Source organism: Rhizobium sp. SL42 (assembly GCF_021729845.1).
In the GTDB taxonomy this organism is placed as follows: domain Bacteria; phylum Pseudomonadota; class Alphaproteobacteria; order Rhizobiales; family Rhizobiaceae; genus Allorhizobium.
Map to the genome: position 1 here is coordinate 235159 of NZ_CP063397.1, position 20428 is coordinate 255586.

Annotated in this window: 18 protein-coding genes and 1 tRNA gene; 13 read left to right on the forward strand and 6 right to left on the reverse strand. The window is 62.8% G+C overall.

What is annotated here, in order from left to right:
• Nucleotides 1-37: 37 nt before the first annotated feature.
• Together IM739_RS00980 and IM739_RS00985 are read right to left on the reverse strand one after the other, a co-directional pair.
• Complete coding sequence (locus IM739_RS00980; protein WP_237369424.1) at nt 38-2158, reverse strand: TonB-dependent siderophore receptor; 2121 nt, start codon at nt 2156-2158, stop codon at nt 38-40.
• A 390-nt stretch (nt 2159-2548) separates the two neighbouring features.
• A tRNA-Leu gene (locus IM739_RS00985) sits at nt 2549-2633 on the reverse strand.
• Between the two features lie 306 nt (nt 2634-2939).
• On the opposite strand from IM739_RS00985, the gene IM739_RS00990 reads away from it, so the two are divergent.
• On the forward strand, nt 2940-3452 hold the full coding sequence (locus tag IM739_RS00990; RefSeq protein WP_237369425.1) for a disulfide bond formation protein B: 513 nt from the start codon (nt 2940-2942) through the stop codon (nt 3450-3452).
• A gap of 18 nt (nt 3453-3470) precedes the next feature.
• Here the strand turns inward: IM739_RS00990 and IM739_RS00995 are convergent, their stop codons facing one another.
• Both IM739_RS00995 and IM739_RS01000 read right to left on the reverse strand, forming a co-directional pair.
• Nucleotides 3471-4028 carry an HNH endonuclease gene (locus tag IM739_RS00995; RefSeq protein ID WP_237369426.1) on the reverse strand — a complete coding sequence of 186 codons (558 nt, stop codon included), beginning with the start codon at nt 4026-4028 and terminating at the stop codon, nt 3471-3473.
• Between the two features lie 96 nt (nt 4029-4124).
• The gene (locus IM739_RS01000; protein WP_237369427.1) at nt 4125-4766 is read right to left on the reverse strand and encodes a DNA-3-methyladenine glycosylase family protein; all 642 of its coding nucleotides are present in this window, start codon (nt 4764-4766) and stop codon (nt 4125-4127) included.
• A 121-nt stretch (nt 4767-4887) separates the two neighbouring features.
• Here IM739_RS01000 and gluQRS point away from each other — a divergent pair, with 121 nt between their 5' ends.
• The gene (gene gluQRS, locus IM739_RS01005; protein ID WP_237369428.1) at nt 4888-5781 is read left to right on the forward strand and encodes a tRNA glutamyl-Q(34) synthetase GluQRS; all 894 of its coding nucleotides are present in this window, start codon (nt 4888-4890) and stop codon (nt 5779-5781) included.
• On the opposite strand, the gene IM739_RS01010 is transcribed toward gluQRS, so the two are convergent.
• Nucleotides 5749-6642: a YihY/virulence factor BrkB family protein gene (locus IM739_RS01010; protein WP_237370930.1), complete on the reverse strand. Its 894-nt coding sequence runs from the start codon at nt 6640-6642 to the stop codon at nt 5749-5751. The genes gluQRS and IM739_RS01010 overlap by 33 nt on opposite strands.
• Nucleotides 6643-6730: 88 nt before the next feature.
• On the opposite strand from IM739_RS01010, the gene IM739_RS01015 reads away from it, so the two are divergent.
• From IM739_RS01015 to IM739_RS01045, 7 genes are all read left to right on the forward strand, one after another.
• A complete protein-coding gene (locus IM739_RS01015; RefSeq protein WP_237369429.1) occupies nt 6731-7555 on the forward strand; it encodes an SDR family oxidoreductase in 825 nt (274 codons plus the stop codon).
• 28 nt (nt 7556-7583) lie between these two features.
• Complete coding sequence (locus IM739_RS01020) at nt 7584-7781, forward strand: twin transmembrane helix small protein (protein WP_159951617.1); 198 nt, start codon at nt 7584-7586, stop codon at nt 7779-7781.
• Nucleotides 7782-7789: 8 nt separating this feature from the next.
• Nucleotides 7790-8368: a cob(I)yrinic acid a,c-diamide adenosyltransferase gene (locus tag IM739_RS01025; protein ID WP_237369430.1), complete on the forward strand. Its 579-nt coding sequence runs from the start codon at nt 7790-7792 to the stop codon at nt 8366-8368.
• Nucleotides 8369-9784: 1416 nt separating this feature from the next.
• Complete coding sequence (locus IM739_RS01030; RefSeq protein ID WP_237369431.1) at nt 9785-10594, forward strand: rhomboid family intramembrane serine protease; 810 nt, start codon at nt 9785-9787, stop codon at nt 10592-10594.
• A gap of 185 nt (nt 10595-10779) precedes the next feature.
• Nucleotides 10780-11529 (forward strand): electron transfer flavoprotein subunit beta/FixA family protein, encoded by a 750-nt coding sequence (locus tag IM739_RS01035; protein WP_113142569.1) that lies wholly within the window; start codon nt 10780-10782, stop codon nt 11527-11529.
• Between the two features lie 25 nt (nt 11530-11554).
• Nucleotides 11555-12484 (forward strand): electron transfer flavoprotein subunit alpha/FixB family protein, encoded by a 930-nt coding sequence (locus IM739_RS01040; protein ID WP_237369432.1) that lies wholly within the window; start codon nt 11555-11557, stop codon nt 12482-12484.
• Between the two features lie 181 nt (nt 12485-12665).
• A complete protein-coding gene (locus IM739_RS01045; RefSeq protein WP_007607424.1) occupies nt 12666-13547 on the forward strand; it encodes a 3-hydroxybutyryl-CoA dehydrogenase in 882 nt (293 codons plus the stop codon).
• A gap of 319 nt (nt 13548-13866) precedes the next feature.
• Here the strand turns inward: IM739_RS01045 and tlpA are convergent, their stop codons facing one another.
• Nucleotides 13867-14529, reverse strand: a complete 663-nt coding sequence (gene tlpA / locus IM739_RS01050) for a thiol:disulfide interchange protein TlpA (protein WP_237369433.1) — start codon at nt 14527-14529, stop codon at nt 13867-13869.
• Between the two features lie 24 nt (nt 14530-14553).
• On the opposite strand from tlpA, the gene argH reads away from it, so the two are divergent.
• The 4 genes from argH to IM739_RS01070 all read left to right on the forward strand — a co-directional run bounded on the left by argH (nt 14554) and on the right by IM739_RS01070 (nt 20381).
• Nucleotides 14554-15957 carry an argininosuccinate lyase gene (argH, locus tag IM739_RS01055; protein ID WP_237369434.1) on the forward strand — a complete coding sequence of 468 codons (1404 nt, stop codon included), beginning with the start codon at nt 14554-14556 and terminating at the stop codon, nt 15955-15957.
• Between the two features lie 145 nt (nt 15958-16102).
• Complete coding sequence (gene lptM / locus IM739_RS01060) at nt 16103-16291, forward strand: LPS translocon maturation chaperone LptM (protein ID WP_237369435.1); 189 nt, start codon at nt 16103-16105, stop codon at nt 16289-16291.
• 13 nt (nt 16292-16304) lie between these two features.
• Nucleotides 16305-17573 (forward strand): diaminopimelate decarboxylase, encoded by a 1269-nt coding sequence (gene lysA / locus IM739_RS01065; protein WP_237369436.1) that lies wholly within the window; start codon nt 16305-16307, stop codon nt 17571-17573.
• Nucleotides 17574-17744: 171 nt separating this feature from the next.
• Nucleotides 17745-20381, forward strand: a complete 2637-nt coding sequence (locus IM739_RS01070) for a TIGR02302 family protein (RefSeq protein ID WP_237369437.1) — start codon at nt 17745-17747, stop codon at nt 20379-20381.
• The last annotated feature ends 47 nt before the right edge of the window (nt 20382-20428 follow it).

A 20428-nucleotide genomic window follows, 5' to 3' on the forward strand; every position in this document is an offset into this window, starting at 1 on the left:
CGGCAATTGTCCAGAAGCCGACGCGGGCTTCAGACGGTTACCACTTGTATTTCAGCGAGCCGAGAACCGTGCGGCTCTGGCCGGTATAGCAATACCCGTCGGTGCAGACCTCTTCGCGCCTGTCGGCTAGGTTCGTCGCGCTGATCGAGAGCGAGAGGCCTTTCAGGTCCGGCGACTTTGCGCCGAAGTCATAGGACAGCGCCGCATCGAAATAGGCGGCGCCGGCATTCTTGCCGGTGTTGGCGTCGCTGGTGAAGGAATCGCTCGTGGCACGGATGCCGGCACCGACGCTGAGGCCCGCCAGAACGGAGTCATCCGGAACAGCATAGTTCACCCACAGCGATGCGACATGACGCGGAGCCGTGGAAGGCGCATTGCCGATCAGCGTCGGATCGATATTGTCGGTGATTTCGGCATGCGCATAGGTATATGCCGCGACCAGGCTGATGCCATTGTCGAATTCGTTGCGCCCTTCGAGTTCAAAGCCCGTATAGGTGTTCTCGCCCGAATTCTCATAGTAGTAGAAGCTCGAATAGCCGGCATATTGCGGCTTGCCGGTTTCCACCAGCTGGTAGACGGCGGCGTTCAACGAGAAGCTCTCGCCGTCCGGCTGATACTTGACGCCTGCCTCGATCTGCCGGCCCTTCGTCGGGTCAAGCACCTCACCGGTAACGGACAGGTTCGTGGACGGCACGAAGGATGTGCCGTAGCTGACATAGGGCGCGATACCATTGTCGAAGAGGTAGAGCAGACCCAACTGGCCTGAAAGGACACCGTCATCCTTCACATCAGTGGTTCCGGCAACCTTGTCGGTCGATTCCTGATGTGCCCAGTCATAACGGAGACCGCCAACGGCGCGCCAGTTACCGAATTCCATCTGGTCCTGGGCGTAGATACCGGTCTGGCTGAGGTCGCTGCCGCTAAAGGTCGTGAGCGCAGGGATCGCCACGCTGGAGCCGGGCGTGCCCGCAGCAACGCTGCCGCTGCCCATGGCAAAATCGGAGGTGACATAGGTATAGTCGAGACCCGTCAACAGCGTGTGGGCAATGCTGCCGGTATCGAACTGGCCTTCGAGCTGATTGTCGATCTGGTAGGTGCGCATGTCGTCCGTCACCGAAGTCGTCGGCCAGGTGCCGTCGGTATTGACGAGAACGCGGTTGAGATAGTGGGCCGTGAGATCGACATCGCCAACGCGGGCGTTCTGGCGGAAGGTCAGACCGTTGTCGAACTCATGTTCGAGCTGATAGCCGAGTTGATATTGCTCGACCTTCTGGCTGTTGAAGTCGGGATCGGTATAGAGGAAGACATCATCACCCTCGAGATAGCTCCAGGCGCTCGCGCTGGTCTCGCCCTTTTGCGCCAGGCCGTAGACGGTGAACGTCGTGTCGTCGCTCGGCTTCCAGGTAAACGACGGCTGCAGGAGATAGCGATCGTCGGCGATGTCATAGCTTCCTTCGCCCTCTCGGGCGACGCCGACCATACGGTAGAACAATTCGTCATTGATCGGGCCGCCGAAGTCGAAGGCGGCCTGCTTGCGGCCGACGGTGCCATATTGCAGCTCGACCTCGTGATGGGCTTCTTCCAGCGGCAACTTGGAAATGCGGTTGACGATACCGGCAGCGCTCGCCGCGCCGTACATCACCGATACCGGACCCTTCAGCACCTCGATCCTGTCCAGCGTGTAGACTTCGGTCGCGAACGAACCATAGGTCATGATCGGCTGGCGCAGACCGTCACGGAAGTCGCCGGCGGTCGTCGTTTCGATGCCACGGATATAGATCTGGTCGAAACGCGGATCGTAGCCAAACGCACCGGTGGTCACGCCGGAGCTGTAGCGCGTTGCCTGGATCATGTCGGTGACCGCGCGCTGTTCCATCTCCTTGCGGGTGACGACGGAAACCGAGCGCGGCGTCTCGACGAGCGGCGTGTCGGTTTTCAGTGCGGACGAGGAGCGCTTGGGAACGACGGTATTGTTGTCCTCGCTGGCAGCGTCCGTACTCGCCCCATTGACGACGATCGGCGCAAGCTGCGTTGTGCCATCCGTCTGGTCCTGCGCAAGAGCCGCAACCGGCATGAATGCAATAGCCATGGCACCCGCCAGTATGGTGGAGCTCAGAAGATGACCATGCGGACGGAGCTGATTGAGAGAATATGTCATGGCGCGATCCTTTTCGGGAGGCGAGGAATTTCGGAAAGTGACCTGGGAGCGATCACGGATATGGGGAAGCAGCGAACGCGTATCGCTGGGCGGCCTGCCGCGCTAAGCGCCGGTATATAAACGGAGTTTCAGACGGGCAACAAAATATGACTAGATTAATCATCTTTAAGGGGAGTGTCGGCAAATTTGCAACAATCGGCACCCGGCCCGGAATTAGGCAGTTGATTTTTCGCCTTTTGCCCAAGCGACAGAAAATCACGGGCTAACGCAGCCGTCACAGCAAAACCGTGGCCGTGGTGCAGGCGGGTCGACGCGGCAGCACACCCGCACTCGTTCAGAGCGCGGGGAAATAATCACAACGATCAGAAAAACAAGATCGGGAAGGTGATGTGGTGCCCCATGCCGGAATCGAACCAGCACTCCTTTCGGAACTCGATTTTGAGTCGAGCGCGTCTACCAGTTCCGCCAATGGGGCACAAAGCGTCAAACGCCGGGTGGACAGCGCCGGACTATACGAAGGAGACCGAGCAGGTCAACCACCTTTTTGCCCGTTGAAGCGATCACATGAAAGTTCCACTGCAGGATGCCACAGCGGCCGTGACGGCCATTTACAGCCATCGACCGCTTGAATAAAAACGGTCCGCTGAATTCCGGACCGGAAATGCCGCGCCGTGCGGTTGTTCCGCTCTCTTGCCTTCTGCCCGGCGCAGCACACACATTGCTCCTGACCCTGCGGTGCCAATCGCCTCACCGGTCGAATTTGTCTTCTGAAGGATATCCGATGCGCGCTGTCGCTTCCCTCGCCAATTCCGACATGGCCCTCGCTGGCGTCCTCACTCTCGGCATGGCGCTCGTCGTCGGATCCGCTCTCGGATTTGAGCATATCGGCGGTTATGTGCCCTGCGCGCTCTGCCTGATGCAACGCAATCCCTATTATATCGGCCTGGGCGTCGGTGTTGCGGCACTTGCCTCGTCGGCGCTGCGCCTGCCGCCGGTCGTCACCCGCGGCCTTTTCCTTGTCATCGCCGTGCTGATGCTCGTCGGCATGGGCCTCGGCATCTACCATTCTGGCGTCGAGTGGAAATTCTGGGACGGCCCGGCCAGCTGCAGCATCGGCGCGACCGGTGGCGCAACTCCGACCAATGTCCTCGAAGCACTCAACACCACCAAGGCGCCGTCCTGCACCGAAGCGACGCTGCGCGTGCTCGGCCTGTCCTTTGCCGGCTGGAACGTCCTGACCAGTGCAGCACTTGCAGCCGTCGCCATCTGGGGCGTGCTGCGCAGCAAACGCTGAGGTTTCAAGGCTGAGTTTTCACGGCTGCAGTTCGGAATCCCAGTAGAGATAGTCGACCCAGCTGTCATGCAGGTAATTCGGCGGGAAGCGCCGGCCGTTGTTATGCAGGTCCTGCACCGTCGGCCGGTAGGGCCTCTGGAACGGGAACATGCTGGCCTGCTTCGGCAGCTTCGATCCCTTGCGCAGATTGCAGGGCGAGCAGGCCGCCACGACATTTTCCCAGGTCGTTTCGCCGCCATGCGCGCGCGGAATGACATGGTCGAAGGTCAGGTCGTCTTCCGAGCCGCAATACTGGCATTCGAACTTGTCGCGCAGGAACACGTTGAAGCGGGTGAAGGCCGGATTGCGCGTCGGCTGAACATAGGTTTTGAGGCTGACCACGCTTGGAAGCCGCATGGAGAAGCTCGGCGAACAGACCGATTGATCGTATTCGGCGATGATGTTCACACGGTCAAGAAAGACCGCCTTGATCGCGTCCTGCCAGGACCATAGCGACAAGGGATAGTAACTCAGTGGCCGGTAGTCGGCGTTCAGAACGAGCGCCGGCAGGGCCTGGGGCGAAACTGCAATCGTCAAGGCGTTCTCCTGATCGATTCGGCATCTGCTATTCTATATTAGGTCCGTTGTTACAGCATTGTGAAGCCCAATAATGATGGCGCATCAAAGCGGTGCTCAGCGCGGCACTGCCACCCGTCCGGTGATCCCTGCATAATGGGCCCAGAACAGCCGGGCCGCCACGGAACGCCACGGCGACCAGGCCTCGGCTACCGCCTTGACCTCGGCAATCTCCGGTCGTCTTCCGCCAAACAGAACATCGCCGACAGCGATCCTGAGCGCCACGTCGCCGGCGGGGAAAATATCGGCATGGCCGCCGCAAAACATCAGGTAGACCTCCGCGGTCCAGGGGCCGACGCCCTTCAGCGCGGTCAACCTGCGCACGGCCTCCGGCGCCGGCAGTGTCGCGATCTCGGCCAACACGAGCCCGCCTTCCGTCTCCGCATTCGCCACCGTCCGCAGCGTCTCGGCCTTGGCGCGCGAAAGCCCGAAAGCGGCGATGTCGGCGGCATCGAGGCCGAGGTAGCTGGCGGCGGTCGGTCGCGCGCCGAGCGCGATGGTCATCCGCCGCCAGATCGCATCGGCGCTCGCCCGCGACACAACCTGGGAGACGATGATTGACGCCAGCCCGGAAAAATCGGCATCCGACAGCCGCAGCGGCAATTCGCCGCAGCCATCGGCAATCGGCCGAAGGCCGGGATGGGCTGCAATCAGAGCCTCAAGTCCGAAGGCCAGATCCGCCCCGTTACGGATGATCACCGAAAATCTCCCATCCTCTTTCCCATGCTGCACCTCTTGCCGGCCTGCGGCCGGTTTCATCGACGGCGATCTTTTGCCCTTGCGACTTTTCTGCGCAAGCCGTTTCATGCCAAGTAGGACCATGATCCCGATTATCTGCCAAGAGCCGATCCTGCGTTTTGCCCCAAGCCCCAATGGCCGGCTGCATCTCGGCCACGCGCTGTCGGCCATGACCAATGCCGATATGGCCAAGGCGATGCACGGCCGGCTGCTGTTGCGCATGGAGGACATCGACGTCCTGCGCTGCACCCCGGACTTCGAACGGTCGATCCTGGAGGATCTGCACTGGCTCGCCATCGACTGGCAACAGCCGGTCCGGCGCCAGTCGGAGCATTTCGCCTTTTACCGCGCCGCCCTCGACGAGCTGATTGCGCGCGAACTCGTCTATCCCGCCTTTTTGACCCGCGGCGAGGTCAAGGCGAAGGTTGCAGCAGTCGAGGACCGTGGCGAGATCTGGCGCCGCGATCCCGACGGTGCGCCGCTCTATCCGACGGAGGAACGGCATCTCGACCCGTCGACCCGTCAGCAAAGGATTGCCGCCGCCGACCGCTATGCCTGGCGACTGAACATGGACAAGGCGCTGGCAGAAATCCGCAGCGCGCAGGCCGGCGCGCTTTGCTGGAGCGAGACAGGCGATGGCGAGAAAGGCCAGATTGTCGCCGATCCGGCCGCCTGGGGCGATGTCGTCCTGTGGCGCTCCGACGCGCCGTCGAGTTACCACCTTTCGGTCACCCTCGACGACGCTGCGCAAGGCATTACCCATGTGGTGCGCGGACTGGATCTTTATCACGCAACCTCCGTGCACCGACTGTTGCAGGCGCTGCTCGGGCTGCCGGCCCCCACTTACCATCATCACCGGCTCTTGCTCGGCCCGGACGGTCGGAAACTGTCGAAGAGCAATGGCGATACAGCACTTTCGACGCTTCGCGAGGGCGGCGCGATCTCAGCCGATATCCGCCGCCTCGTCGGCCTCTGAGCGCGGCGGCTTGCGGCGCCTGGACGGCACGACGCGGTACTTCAGCAGCGCCGCGTTGAATTCGGCGCCGATGATGAAGATCGCCCCGACCATGTAGAGAAAGACCAGCACGATCATCACCGAGGCCAGGCCCGCGTAGGTCGCCGCATAGTTGGCGAAGCTGGCGAGATACGAGGCAAAGACCAGCGCCCCGACCAGCCAGAGCACCAGCGTCAACAGCACCCCGGGCAGCACGTCGAAGAAGCGCCGGTGCCCGGCCGGCAGGCCGAGGTGAAACACCATCAGACCGATGACCAGCAGGCCGATCGTGCCATAGACGCGCCAGTTGGCAACGGTGAGCAGGAATTCCTTGAGCAGGGGAAACCAGGTCTCGGCAAAGGCGAGCGCGACGGGCACGGCGACCAGCAGCGCGCTGATCGCGGCAAGCACCACGACCGCGCCCAGCACGAAACCGAAGGAAACCAGGCGCGTGATGTACCAGGGCCGCGTCTCCGGAACACGGTAGGCGCGGTTCAGCGACACCCGCAGCGCCTCGACGCCGTTGGACGCGAAATAGGCGGCCGCCAGCACCGAGACCGTCAGCAGGCCGCCGCGCGGAATGGTCAGCACTTCCACCACCTGATCCGACAGCGGCTTGGCGATGGTTTCCGGCCAGGTGTCGAATATGATGTGTACCGCAGTCTCGGCGAACATGTTCGCGCCGAGAAAGCCGGCCAGTGCCGTGCCGAAGATCAGGAAGGGAAACACCGCAAGCAGCGCCGACAGCGCAACATGGCTCGCCATGGCCCAGCCGTCGTCCTCTGAAAAATGGTAGAGGGCATCGTAGCTGACCTTGTAGAGCATGCGGAAGAAAGCCGGCATCCCGTCTCCTTGGTTGCGGGGCGCGATTGTCACGCGCCGACGAATATGGGAAACCCGTTCCCGTTTGTACAGGAACAAGAGGTCTCGTTTGCCCAGCATCATCGTCACCGGCTGCTCGTCCGGCATCGGCGCCTACTGCGCAGAAGCCCTCAAACGCGACGGCTGGCGGGTTTTCGCCACGGTCCGCAAGCCGGACCAGATGCAAGCCCTCGAAGACAGAGGTATCGAGGCCTTTGTCATGGACTATACCGACACCGACAGCATCGCAAGGCTGGTCGACACCGTCACCGAGCGCACCGGGGGCAGGATCGACGCGCTGTTCAACAACGGCGCCTATGGCCAGCCGGGCGCCGTCGAGGACCTCTCCACGGACGTACTGCGCCGGCAGTTCGAGACCAATGTCTTCGGCTGGCACGAACTGACGCGCCGGGTCATCCCGCTGATGCGCCAGCATCGCCAGGGCCGCATCGTCCAGTGCTCGTCGATCCTTGGGCTGCTGCCCTATCGCTGGCGCGGCGCCTATACGGCGTCGAAATATGCGCTGGAAGGGCTCAGCCTGACGCTGCGCATGGAGCTCGAAGGCAGCGGCATCCAGGTCAGCCTGATCGAGCCCGGCCCGATCGAGAGTCGCTTCACCGCCAACGCGCTCGAAAAGATCCGCGAAAACATCGACCTCGAAAACTCGGTGCATGCCGCAGACTACAGGGCGCAACTGGCGCGGCTCGACGGCAGCGGTCCGGTCAACCGCCACAAGCTTGGACCGGACGCCGTCTACAAAGTCCTGCAACATGCCTTGACCGCGCCCCGCGCACGCCCACATTACGTCGTGACACGACCGGCGAAACAGGGCGCGCTGCTCAAGCGCCTGCTGCCGGCAGACCTCTTCTACAGATTGATGCGATCGCTGGACTGACCAGCACCAACAAGGGCACGAACACGCCATGTCAGCCTTCCTTACTACGCTTACCCTGATCGTCATGGGCCTCGTCGTGATCGTCCTGATGCGCGGCCTTTTCACCATGCTCAAGGGTGGCAGCGGCAATACCTCGAACAAGCTGATGCAGGCCCGCATCGTGTTGCAGGCGATCGCCATTGCGCTGATCATGCTGACGTTGTGGGTCACAGGCGGCGGACGCTGAGAAAACAGATGGTCAAGCTCAACAAGATCTACACCCGCACCGGCGATGACGGCACCACGGCCCTGGTGTCCGGTCCACGCCGCCTGAAACACGACCTGCGCGTCGAGGCCTATGGCACGATCGACGAGACCAATTCTGCCATCGGCATCGCCCGCCTGCACACGGTCGATCTGCCCGAACTCGACGCGATGCTCATGCGCATCCAGAACGACCTGTTCGATCTTGGCGCCGATCTTGCCGCTCCCGACACCGGCGAAGTGCTGAGTTACGAGCCGCTGCGGATGATCCAGCCCCAGGTCGATCGCATCGAGCAGGAAATCGACGCGGTCAATGCGCGCCTCGATCCGCTGAAATCATTCATCCTGCCCGGCGGCACGCCCGCTGCCGCCCACCTGCATCTTGCCCGCACCATCGCACGCCGCGCCGAGCGCATCATGGTCGATCTGTCGCGCATCGAGGGCGAAGAGGTCGGTGGCCCGGCATTGAAATACATCAACCGGCTGTCCGACTTCCTCTTCGTCGCCGCCCGCCATGCCAACAACGACGGCCAGGCTGATGTGCTGTGGGTGCCGGGGAAGAACCGGTAAATGCAGGTATTCCGGGGGGTATCGGTGCATCTGGGGTCTGTAACTTTGTTTCTCCCTGTGCCCTAGCAATACCCCCTCTGCCCTGCCGGGCATCTCCCCCACAAGGAGGGAGATCGGATTGGGGCTGGCCGCTCGCCAAACCGAAACGAGTGAAAGACCGATAACACCTTACTTTCGGTTGCTTTTGCTTTTGCGCTGAGCTCACCATTCTCTCCCTTGCACTGCGGTCTCGGTGATCTCGCCCCGTGTGGGGGAGATGTCGGCGGAGCCGACAGAGGGGGGCGAACTGGCGCTGGCTGCTGCGGGTAAGGGAAGGCGACCTACACGGTTCGATCCTCGATCATCCACCCTTCATCCTCATCCCAAAACTTCAAAAATCCCACGCCAATTGACCGGTCGGATTGTCCTCCTCCGGGGGGGATGGCAGTCTCGGACAGGGCGCCAGAAGCAACCTCTGTAAGTTTAGTATGTGGCTCCTTCCGGCGCCCCGTTCGGCGATTTTTGCCGGTTGCATGCGTCTCTCTGGCAAGGCGGCTCTGGCCGGCGAAACTTGACGTTTCACCGTCAACCGGGCTGGGGTCCCAAACGTCTCGTTGAGACGTCCTGGCCGGGTGCCCGGGAGGTTTCAGGTTCCCGGCGGATGTGCGCACATCCCGACCTGACCCTCGCCCGGGGAGCGGGTCATTTCCGACCGCAGCTCCCGCCGTCTTTGTCACCGGACCCGATCAATCAATCACTCGATCAATCAGCCAGATCCGGCGCCTTGTTTGTGTGCCGCTGAGGCACGTCCGATGGCTGTGGGGATCTCGACACGGCGGCAACCGATCCGGGGCCGTCGCCATCTTCCATCCCCTCCACCAGAGGGAGACCGTTGCATCCGGCCCGGAGGATCTGGCCAGCGACAGCCGCGCCCCCCGGCGCCGGTTCCGCTTCGCCGGGCTCGCAACACCCGGTGTATCCGAAAGCGGAACGGGGAGAGTATGGCACAGCTCAAAACAAGGGGGATGAAATGGGATGTGTTTTATTGAAAACGTTGGGGGATTTGCAAAAGTCATCCCCGCGCGAGGCGGGTTTTGCGGTGGTTTGACGAAAAATGCCCCGTTCCGCTGCAATCCCTGCGACTGGATCCTCGGGTCAAGCCCGAGGATGACCCGAGGTCGCGAATAGTCGAGGAGACGACAGAGATCACCAACGTGCCCCCCTACGCTGTCCGTCCTCCTCGGGCTTGACCCGAGGATCCAGGCGCAAATTCTGTCCTCATTCGCGTGGCATGATTTGGCGGTTCAGATTCTTGCAGGTCCGTCTCAATCCGAGGGCAGGATGCGGAACGCGACAATGCCTTGCAGACCCCTGTTGCGCACATCACACATCGGCTAGGCTGGTTGCCAACCGAAAAGCCAGGCGCGATGAGGCACGATGTTTATTCCATTGCATGACCGCAACGCGCTCAAGCACATCAAACGGCAATATGTGACGCTGGGGCTGATCGCGGCCAATGTGGCGATCCATGTTTTGACCCTTATGATGCCGGAAAAACTGCTGGAAATGTGCATTTACGGCCTGGGTTTCATTGCGGCCGTCGTCTTCGACTTCGCCGATCTCGATCCCTCGCTGGTGCTGGTACCGGAAGACAGCACCTATGTGACCTACGCCTTCCTGCACGCAAGCTGGCTGCATTTCGGCTCCAACATGCTGTTTCTCTGGGTGTTTGGCGACAATGTAGAGGATGCACTCGGGCATTGGCGGTTTCTGTTGTTCTATCTCGTTTGCGCCGCAGCCGGTGCGCTGGTGCACGGACTGCTTGCCCCGACCTCTCAGGCGCCGCTGATCGGCGCGTCCGGGGCCGTGTCCGGCGTGGTCGCGGCCTATCTGATGCTGCATCCGAAGGTGCGCGTCTGGGTGCTGGTGCTGATGCGGTTCCCGCTGCCATTGCCCGCCTTCATTCCGCTGGCGTTGTGGATCGGCCAGCAATTTTTCATGCTGCTGTTCAACGCCGACAGCAATGTCTCCTTTGGCGCCCATGTTGGCGGCATCATCGCCGGCGCCCTGCTGGTGCTCGTCTTGCGCCGCCCGGGCGTGCCATTGTTCGATCGTACCATCGTCACGCCACGCGCGGTCGAGCACCTGGAAATCCCTGCGGCCGCAACCGTTGACCCGACGGCGACACGGGCGCCCGCGTCGCCCTCGGCCAGGACCACCCCCAGAACCACCCACTGGGGACGATGAACGTCGCCGGCCGCCAGACTTATTGACGTGAACGTCAACGTCAATTAATGCTGGTTGCCAATGGCGCGGCAATCGGCGTCAGGCGTTGTGTTTGGACAAAAAATGCGTATCGATGTCGCCAATCGACAAACGGCGGACCGCTTTCAAGCGCATTTTCCGGCGGAAAGCAGTGAAGGAAGGAACCCATGAAAATCCTAGTGACCGTAAAGCGGGTTGTTGACTACAACGTGAAGATCCGGGTGAAGCCGGATGGCACCGGCGTCGAGCTGGCCAACGTCAAGATGTCGATGAACCCGTTCGACGAAATCTCCGTCGAGGAAGCACTGCGCCTGAAGGAAGCCGGCAAGGCCGAGGAAGTGGTCGTCGTGTCGATCGGCCCGGCCAAGGCGGAAGAAACGCTGCGCACGGCGCTGGCCATGGGCGCCGACCGCGCCATCCTGGTCGAGACCGATGATGCCGTCGAGCCGCTCGCCGTCGCCAAGATCCTCAAGGGCGTCGTCGAAGCCGAACAGCCGGGCCTGGTGATCACCGGCAAGCAGGCAATCGACGATGACAGCAACCAGACCGGCCAGATGCTGTCGGCCCTGCTCGGCTGGAGCCAGGCGACCTTCGCCTCGAAGCTCGACCTCGGCGCCGACAAGGCGACCGTGACCCGCGAAGTCGATGGCGGCCTGCAGACCATCGACGTCAAGCTGCCGGCGATCGTCACCACCGACCTTCGCCTCAACGAGCCGCGCTACGCGTCGCTGCCGAACATCATGAAGGCGAAGAAGAAGCCGCTCGACAAGAAGTCGCCGGCCGATTTCGGCGTCGACACGACGGCCCGCCTGAAGGTGCTGAAGACCGAGGAACCGTCGGGCCGCAAGGCCGGCGTCAAGGTCAAGAGCGTCGCCGAACTGGTCGACAAGCTCAAGAACGAAGCCGGCGTGCTGTAAGCGGAACGGATAGGAGATTACGAAAATGGCCATTCTTCTTCTGGCAGAACATGACAACGCAACGCTGTCCGACCAGACCGCCAAGGCACTGACCGCCGCCACCAAGATCGGCGGCGACGTGCACGTGCTGGTCGCGGGCGCCGGCTCCAAGGCAGCCGCCGATGCGGCCGCCAAGCTGTCGGGCGTCACCAAGGTCCTGCTCGCCGACGATGCAAGCCTTGCCAACAACCTCGCGGAACCACTGGCAGCCCTCATCGTCTCGCTTGCCGGCAGCTATGACACGATCATCGCGCCGGCCACGTCGGTCGGCAAGAACGTCCTGCCGCGCGTGGCGGCCCAGCTCGACGTGATGCAGGTCTCGGAAATTATCGAAGTGGTGTCCGCCGATACATACAAGCGTCCGATCTATGCCGGCAACGCCATCCAGACCGTGCAGTCGACCGACGCGAAACGCGTGATCACGGTGCGGACCGCCTCGTTTGCCGCCGCTGCCGAAGGCGGGTCCGCGGCCGTGGAGACGATCGCAGCCGTTGCCAACCCGGCCCTGTCGACACACGTCTCGGACGCGCTGTCTTCTTCGGACCGTCCGGAACTGACCTCGGCGAAGATCATCATCTCCGGTGGTCGCGCACTGGGTTCGTCGGAAAAATTCCAGCAGGTCATCCTGCCGGTGGCCGACAAGCTCGGCGCCGCCGTCGGCGCATCGCGCGCCGCGGTCGATGCCGGCTATGCCCCGAACGACTGGCAGGTCGGCCAGACCGGCAAGGTGGTCGCCCCGCAGCTCTACATCGCCTGCGGCATTTCGGGTGCCATCCAGCATCTTGCCGGCATGAAGGATTCGAAGGTCATCGTTGCGATCAACAAGGACGAGGAAGCGCCGATCTTCCAGGTGGCCGACTACGGCCTCGTCGCCGATCTCTTCGAAGCCCTGCCGGAGCTTGAAAAGGCGCTTTGAGCCGCTGCCCTTCGCAACCGCGAAAGGGCTGGAAAAACACCCGGCATGGGTCTATCAATTGCCGGGCTCGCGAAGGCGAGCCCGGCATTTTCATGATGAAGTGCATTTTTGCGCTGAAGTGCATTCATGCGATGGCGGCACTTTGACGATGAACAGTTAAGTCGATGGGTAGGAGAGCGGGATGACGACGACGATCACCAATGTAGGCGTGGTGGGTGCGGGCCAGATGGGCTGCGGCATCGCCCAGGTTTCGGCCATCGCCGGCTACAAGGTCCAGATCTACGATCTCGCCAAGGAGCGCATCGAGGCCGGCCTTGCCACGATCCACGGCAATCTCGCCCGCCAGGTCGCCAACGGCAAGCTGACCGAAGACGAACGCAAGGCAGCGCTTGCGCTGATCTCCGGCTCGAGCGACATCAACGACATGGCCGCCACCGACCTCGTGATCGAGGCCGCCACCGAAGACGAGACCGTCAAGCGCAAGATCTTTGCCCAGCTCTGCCCGGTCCTGAAGCCGGAAGCGCTGCTGGCCACCAATACCTCGTCGCTGTCGATTACGAGGCTCGCTTCTGCGACCGACCGGCCGGAACGCTTCATGGGCATCCACTTCATGAACCCGGTCCCGGTGATGAAGCTGGTCGAGCTGGTGCGCGGCATCGCCACGGGCGAGAACACCTTCGAGACGGCAAAGACCTTCGTCCGCTCGCTCGACAAGACGATCACGGTGGCAGAGGACTTCCCGGCCTTCATCGTCAACCGCATCCTGCTGCCGATGATCAACGAGGCGATCTATACGCTGTATGAAGGCGTCGGCTCGGTCGAGGCGATCGACACGGCGATGAAGCTCGGCGCCAACCATCCGATGGGCCCGCTGCAGCTGGCCGACTTCATCGGCCTCGACACCTGTTTGTCGATCATGCAGGTGCTGCATGACGGGCTGGCGGATTCGAAATATCGCCCCTGCCCGCTGCTGGTCAAATATGTCGAGGCAGGTTGGCTCGGCCGCAAGTCCGGCCGCGGCTTCTACGACTATCGCGGCGAAGTGCCGGTTCCGACGCGCTGACCTTGCGCGCCTTGCTGATCGAGGCATTGAGGATTATATTGGTGGAGTGAAGGGCGAGCTTTCGCCCGCCCTTCTGTTTGTTATCTGAAATTGACCCGCACGATTGCCTGCCAGCTCGTGCGGGTTTTTCGTATAATAAACGTGATGCTAAATGGTTTTGGCCACATAGCTCACCCTCCGATTGCCCGGCGAGGCCATCGCCCTGGTCGGAGTGGCCTATCCTCTCCGATGCGTCTGGCAGAACGCGTCTGCTTTCGCCGCACAACCAGGGAGAGAATAACGCAAAGCCTGCCATCGTCCAGAGGTAGGAATTTCGCGGTCAGGCGCCCGCCGCAGCCGCGATCAGCGCCTTGGCATCCGGACTGTCCCAGGCGGCCGGGCCGTTCATCGAACCGAGCAGGCAGCCCTTGCCGTCGATCAGAAGCGTCGCCGGCAGGCCGAAGGCGAGGCCTTGCTTCTTCAGGCTGTTGAAGACACCCATGCTGGCATCGCGGTAAAGCCCGAGCGCATCGACGCCGGTTTCATCGAGAAAGGTCTTCGGCTTTTCGGCGTCGCCATTGTCGATATTGATCGCCAGGACCTGGAACGTCTTGCCGCCGACCGCCTTCTGCAGGTTGTTCAGCGCCGGCATTTCCTCCCGGCATGGCACGCACCACGTCGCCCAGAGATTGAGCAGCACGGTCTTGCCGGCAAAATCGGCCGTCGTCATCGCCGTGTCGGCCGCATCGCTAAACGACAGGCCTTCGATCAGTTTCGGCGCATCGACCGGCACCATCGCCGCCACATCACCGGTCAGATACGGCTTGAGGGCAGCCGCGCGGGCGACGGAACCCTCGCATTGTCCGGCAACCGCGGTCTCCGCGCCATTGCCAGACACCGTCTGCTTCACGTATACCGCTGCCGCGCCGGCGATTACGCCGGCAATCGCCGCAATCGCAACCAGCTTGACGGGGAAGAGGCCGGACGGTCTTTTTTCAGTCATGTCATTCTCCAGGATAGGCATTTCATGGCCGAGGACATCAAGGACACCAAATCCTCCAACCAGATGTGGGGCGGTCGCTTCGCCTCCGGCCCGGCAGCCATCATGGAGGAGATAAATGCCTCGATCGGTTTCGACAAGAAGCTTTACGCCCAGGACATCCGCGGCTCGATAGCGCATGCGACCATGCTCGCGCATCAAGGCATCATCGGCACGGAAGACAAAGACAAGATCGTTCACGGGCTGAACACGATCCTGTCAGAGATCGAGGCCGGACAATTCGTCTTCTCGCGCAAGCTCGAAGACATCCACATGAACATCGAGGCGCGGCTTGCCGACCTGATCGGCCCGGCCGCCGGCCGTCTGCACACCGCCCGTTCGCGCAACGATCAGGTGGCGCTCGACTTCCGTCTCTGGGTGAAGGAAGAGCTGCAGAAGACGGAAAGCATGCTCACCGGCCTGATCGCCGCCTTCCTCGACCGCGCCGAAGAGCATGCCGACACGGTCATGCCCGGCTTCACCCATCTCCAGACAGCCCAGCCGGTGACCTTCGGCCACCACTGCATGGCCTATGTCGAGATGTTCGGCCGTGACCGCCAGCGCGTCCGCCACGCCATCGAGCATCTCGACGAAAGCCCGATCGGCGCTGCCGCCCTTGCCGGCACCGGCTACAATATCGACCGCCACATGACCGCCAAGGCGCTGGGTTTCCGCGAGCCGACGCGCAACTCGATCGATACAGTATCGGACCGCGACTTCGCACTCGAATTCCTCTCGATCGCCTCGATCGCCGCGACCCACCTGTCGCGCCTCGCCGAGGAAATCGTCATCTGGTCGACACCGCAATTCGGCTTCATCCGCCTGTCGGATGCGTTTTCCACCGGCTCGTCGATCATGCCGCAGAAGAAGAACCCGGACGCGGCCGAACTGGTGCGCGCCAAGACCGGCCGCATCAACGGCTCGCTGATTGCCCTCCTGACCATCATGAAGGGTCTACCGCTCGCCTATTCCAAGGACATGCAGGAAGATAAGGAACAGGTTTTCGACGCCGCCGAAAGCCTTGAACTGGCGATCGCCGCCATGACCGGCATGGTCCGCGACATGACCATCCGCACCGACCGCATGAAGGCGGCGGCCGGTTCCGGCTACTCGACCGCGACCGATCTCGCCGACTGGCTGGTGCGCGAGGCAGGCCTTCCCTTCCGCGACGCCCACCATGTCACCGGCCGCGCCGTGGCGCTGGCCGAAAGCAAGACCTGTGACCTGGCTGAGCTTTCGCTCGAAGACCTGCAGGGCATCCACGCCGCGATAACAGCCGACGTCTTCAACGTCCTGACGGTCGAGGCATCGGTTGCCAGCCGCCGGAGCTTTGGCGGGACGGCACCGTCCGAGGTCAGGAAACAGATCGCCTGGTGGCGCGCCAGAAACTAACGGTGCGACCGACAATCACCCGAACACCCAAGCTGATCAAGCGACCGATCACGCAGGCGTCAGGTATTCATCACGAGAATCAGGGTGCACAAGCGCCCTGTTTTTCGCTAGAGCGTTTGGAAGACATAATTCGATGGATTGGATCATGGTGAAAACGCTGACACGCCCGACGATCGCCGTATCTCTGCTGCTGGCTGCAACGCTTGCGCTTTCCGGCTGTGGCCGCAAGGGCGACCTCGATCCGCCGAGCACGCCGGTCGACCAGCAGAACAAGCGCGACTCGAAGCCGCAAGCGACATCCGACACGCCTTTCCTCCTCGATCCGCTCCTTTGACAGGTCTTTCCCGGTGAACCATTTCGACTATCGCGACGGCGTCCTCTATGCCGAGGACGTGGCCATTCCCGAGATCGCCCGCGCCGTCGGCACGCCGTTCTATTGCTACTCGACCGCAACGCTGGAGCGCCACTACAAGGTGTTTTCCAAAGCGTTCGACGGCGTAGATGCGCTGGTCTGCTACGCGATGAAGGCCAATTCCAACCAGGCCGTGCTGAAGACGCTCGGCCGGCTCGGCGCAGGCGTAGACGTGGTCTCGGAGGGCGAGTTGCGCCGTGCGCTGGCCGCCGGCATTCCGGCATCGCGGATCATGTTTTCCGGCGTCGGCAAGACGCCGAGCGAGATGGATCTCGGGCTTGAAGCCGGCATCTACTGCTTCAATGTCGAAAGCGAGCCGGAACTGGAGATCCTCAACCAGCGCGCCATCAAGGCCGGCAAGCGGGCCCATGTCTCCTTCCGCATCAATCCCGATGTCGACGCCAAGACCCATGCCAAGATCTCGACCGGCAAGAAGGAAAACAAGTTCGGCATTTCCTACGAGCGCGCCCGCGCCGTCTATGCCCGCGCCGCCACCCTCGAAGGCATCCAAGTCAGCGGCATCGACATGCATATCGGTAGCCAGATCACCGATCTTCAGCCTTTCGAGGATGCCTTCCGGCTGCTGCGCGAGCTGGTCGAGGCCCTGCGTGCCGACGGCCACGCCATCGACCATGTCGATGTCGGCGGCGGCCTTGGCATTCCCTACAAGGACGACAACAATCCGCCACCGGAACCGGACGCCTATGCCAAGATCGTCAAGGACCAGCTGGCCAGCCTGAACTGCAAGATCGTTACCGAGCCCGGCCGCCTGCTTGTCGGCAATGCCGGCATTCTGGTCACCGAAGTGATCTATGTGAAGGACGGCGGCAACAAGACGTTCGTCATCGTCGATGCGGCGATGAACGACCTGATCCGCCCCACGCTCTACGAGGCCTATCACGAGGTCCGCCCGGTGATCCTGTCGGCCGCCAGTGCGCCGCGCATTCGCGCCGACGTCGTCGGTCCGGTCTGCGAGACCGGCGACTATCTGGCGCTCGACCGGGAAATGAGCATGCCGAAGCCCGGCGACCTGTTTTCGGTCGGTTCGGCCGGTGCCTATGGTGCGGTCCAGGCCGGCACCTACAACACCCGCCGCCTGATCCCGGAAGTGCTGGTCAAGGGTAGCGAATTCCATGTGATTCGCCCACGCCCGAGCTATGAAGAGCTGATCGCGCTCGACTCGGTCCCCGGCTGGCTCGACTGATCCGGGCGATCCGTTTTCCGACGCACCCGATTGGCCTGCCGTTCACATTTCAGCGATATCGCGGGAAAATCCACCGGCTTTCCTGCCTCGCCCTCGTCTTCGCCACAAAGCCTGCTATCTTTCAGGCTTGGGGTCGTCATGCGATGGCCTGTGCACTCGGAGACCTGACGGATGCCGCAAACCCGCCCGGCCGGCCAACGGAAAGGCGCATTCAAGACAGATCCTGCTCTCGCGCGCCGGGTTGGTTTCAAGCGCCTGCTGGCACGGCTGGTGCTGTTTGCCGAACGTCTTCTGCCGCTGTTTCTCCCGGTCGCCGGCATTGCCGCCCTCTTCGTTTCGCTTGCCTGGTTCGGCGTCTATCGCGAACTCCCTGAATATCTGCGCCTGGCGCTGGTCTTTGTCCTGATCTTCGCCTTCGTCAGCTGCCTGCTGCCTTTCCTGCGACTGAGACTGCCGACATCCGGTGAAGCCGACCGGCTGCTGGAAGAGCGCAACGGCCTGCCTCACCAGCCGGTCGCGGTGCAGGACGACGAACCCGCCTTCGAGACGCCGTTTGCCCGTGCACTCTGGCAGGAACACCAGCGCCGCATGGCCGAGCGCATTGCCGCCCTCGACACCGGCCTGCCACAGCCGGATATCGCCCGCTTCGACCGTTATGCCCTGCGTGCGATCCCGGCACTGCTGTTCGTGACAGCGCTTGCCTATTCCGGCTCGAACGGCGCCGGCACGATCGCCGATGCCTTCCGCCAGCATGCGGCCGAGAGCCAGACGCCGGACATGCGCATCGATGCCTGGATCACGCCGCCGGCCTATACCGGCCAGGCACCCGTCTTCCTGTCGGGCCTCGGCACCCAGGACGACAACGGCGTCAGTGTGCCGCAACATTCGAAGATCACCGTTCGCATCAGCGGTGGGGCCGCCGACGAGAAGGTCTTCTACCGCAAGGCAGCCGACGGCACGGTCGTCGAGGTGGCGGCCAAGCAAGAGGCAGAGGCGGGCGCACCGTCCGCTGCGCAACCGTCGGGCGACCAACCACCTGCGCCTTCTGCGCCGCCGGCCGCCCGCACCCACGAACTGGAACTGGCCGAGGCAGGCCAGCTGCGTGTTGGCCAGCGCCAGTGGACCATTCAGGTGACACCGGACAAGGCACCCGAGATCGCCTTCGACGGCACGCCGCGCCGCGCCATCAACGGCGCTCTGGAAATCGCCTTCACCGCAAAAGACGACTACGGCCTGCAGAAGGCCCATGCGGAGATCGTACCGCTCGAGACCAAGCCCGGCGCCACGCCGCTTTATCCGCAGCCGGACTACAAGCTCGACCTGCCGCGACACAATGCGCGCGAGACCAAGGGTGTTTCCAGCCGCAACATCACCGAGCATCCCCTGGCCGGCGCCAGGGTGTCGATCACGCTCGTCGCCACCGATGGCGCAGGACAGGTCGGCCGCAGCCCGCCGGTGGAAATGATCCTGCCATCGCGAAACTTCTCGGAGAAGCTGGCAGCGGCCGTTGCCGAACAGCGGCAGGTCTTTTCGCTCGACACCCGCGCCATGCCTCGGGCCATTGCGCTGAACGAAGCGATCACCCTTCGCGCCGACGAGACCATTCCCAATCTCACCCATTTCCTGCTGATCGAATCGGCCCGTGCCCGCATGCAGCAGGCCAAGGGCACCGAGGCGCTGCAGGAGACGGCGGACTATCTGTGGGAGATCGCGCTCGGCATCGAGGACGGCGACCTGTCGCTGGCCGAAAAGCGGCTGCGTGACGCACAGAAGAACCTGGCAGACGCGCTGGATCGCGATGCCCCGGACGAGGAAATCAAGAAGCTGATGGACGAGCTTCGTGCCGCCATGCAGGACTTCATGACCGCCATGGCCGAGCGCATGCAGAACCAGAACGGCGAGCAGCAGAGCGCCCAGAACACCGTGCGCCAGCAGGATCTCGACAACCTGCTCGACCAGCTGGAAAACCTCGCCCGTTCGGGCAACAAGGACGAGGCGCGCCAGCTGCTCAACGAGTTGAGCCGGATGATGAACAACATGCAGGCCGGACGCCCGCAGCGCGGCGGCGAGCAGCAGAACAGCGAGGCGCGCAAGCAGATCGACAAGCTCGGCGAAATCATGCAGCAGCAGCAGCGGCTGATGGACGAGACCTTCAAGCTCGATCAGGCCCTGCGGGACCGCATGCAGCGCGGCGACCCGGGCGAAGGCGAAGAGGGTGAAAACGGCGAACCGCAGCAGGATCCGCAGGCCCAGGGCGAACAGGGCCAGCAGGGGCAGCAAGGCGGGCAGGATACCGACCAGATGACCGCCGAGCAGCTGCGCGAGGCGCTGAAGAACCTGCGCCAGCAGCAGGAGGGCCTTGGCAAGCAACTCGGCGAGTTGCAGGAAGGCCTCAAGGGCCTCGGCCTCGAACCGGGTGAGGGCTTCGGCCAGGCGCAAAGCGAAATGAAGGGTGCCGGCGAGGCTCTGGGCAAGAGCCAGGGCGACCGCGCCGTGGAGGGCCAGGGCCGCGCGCTCGAAGCGCTGCGCCAGGGTGCACGCGACATGATGGGGCAGATGATGCAGGCCATGCAGGGTCAGCAGGGCGAAGGCCAGCAGATGGGCCAGGGCAACCAGAACGGCCGTGATCCGCTCGGCCGCCCCCGCGCGACGTCGGGCCCGGACTTCGGCGAAAGAGTGAGGGTGCCGGACGAGATCGACGTGCAGCGCGCGCGCGAAATTCTCGAGGCCATCCGCGAAAAGCTCGGCCAGAACTCCAGCCCGGAACTGGAGCGACGGTATCTCGAGCGCTTGCTCGAAATCCAGTGAGATCAAATGAGGTCAAGTGAGATCCGGCAGGAGCCCGAACGTGCGGG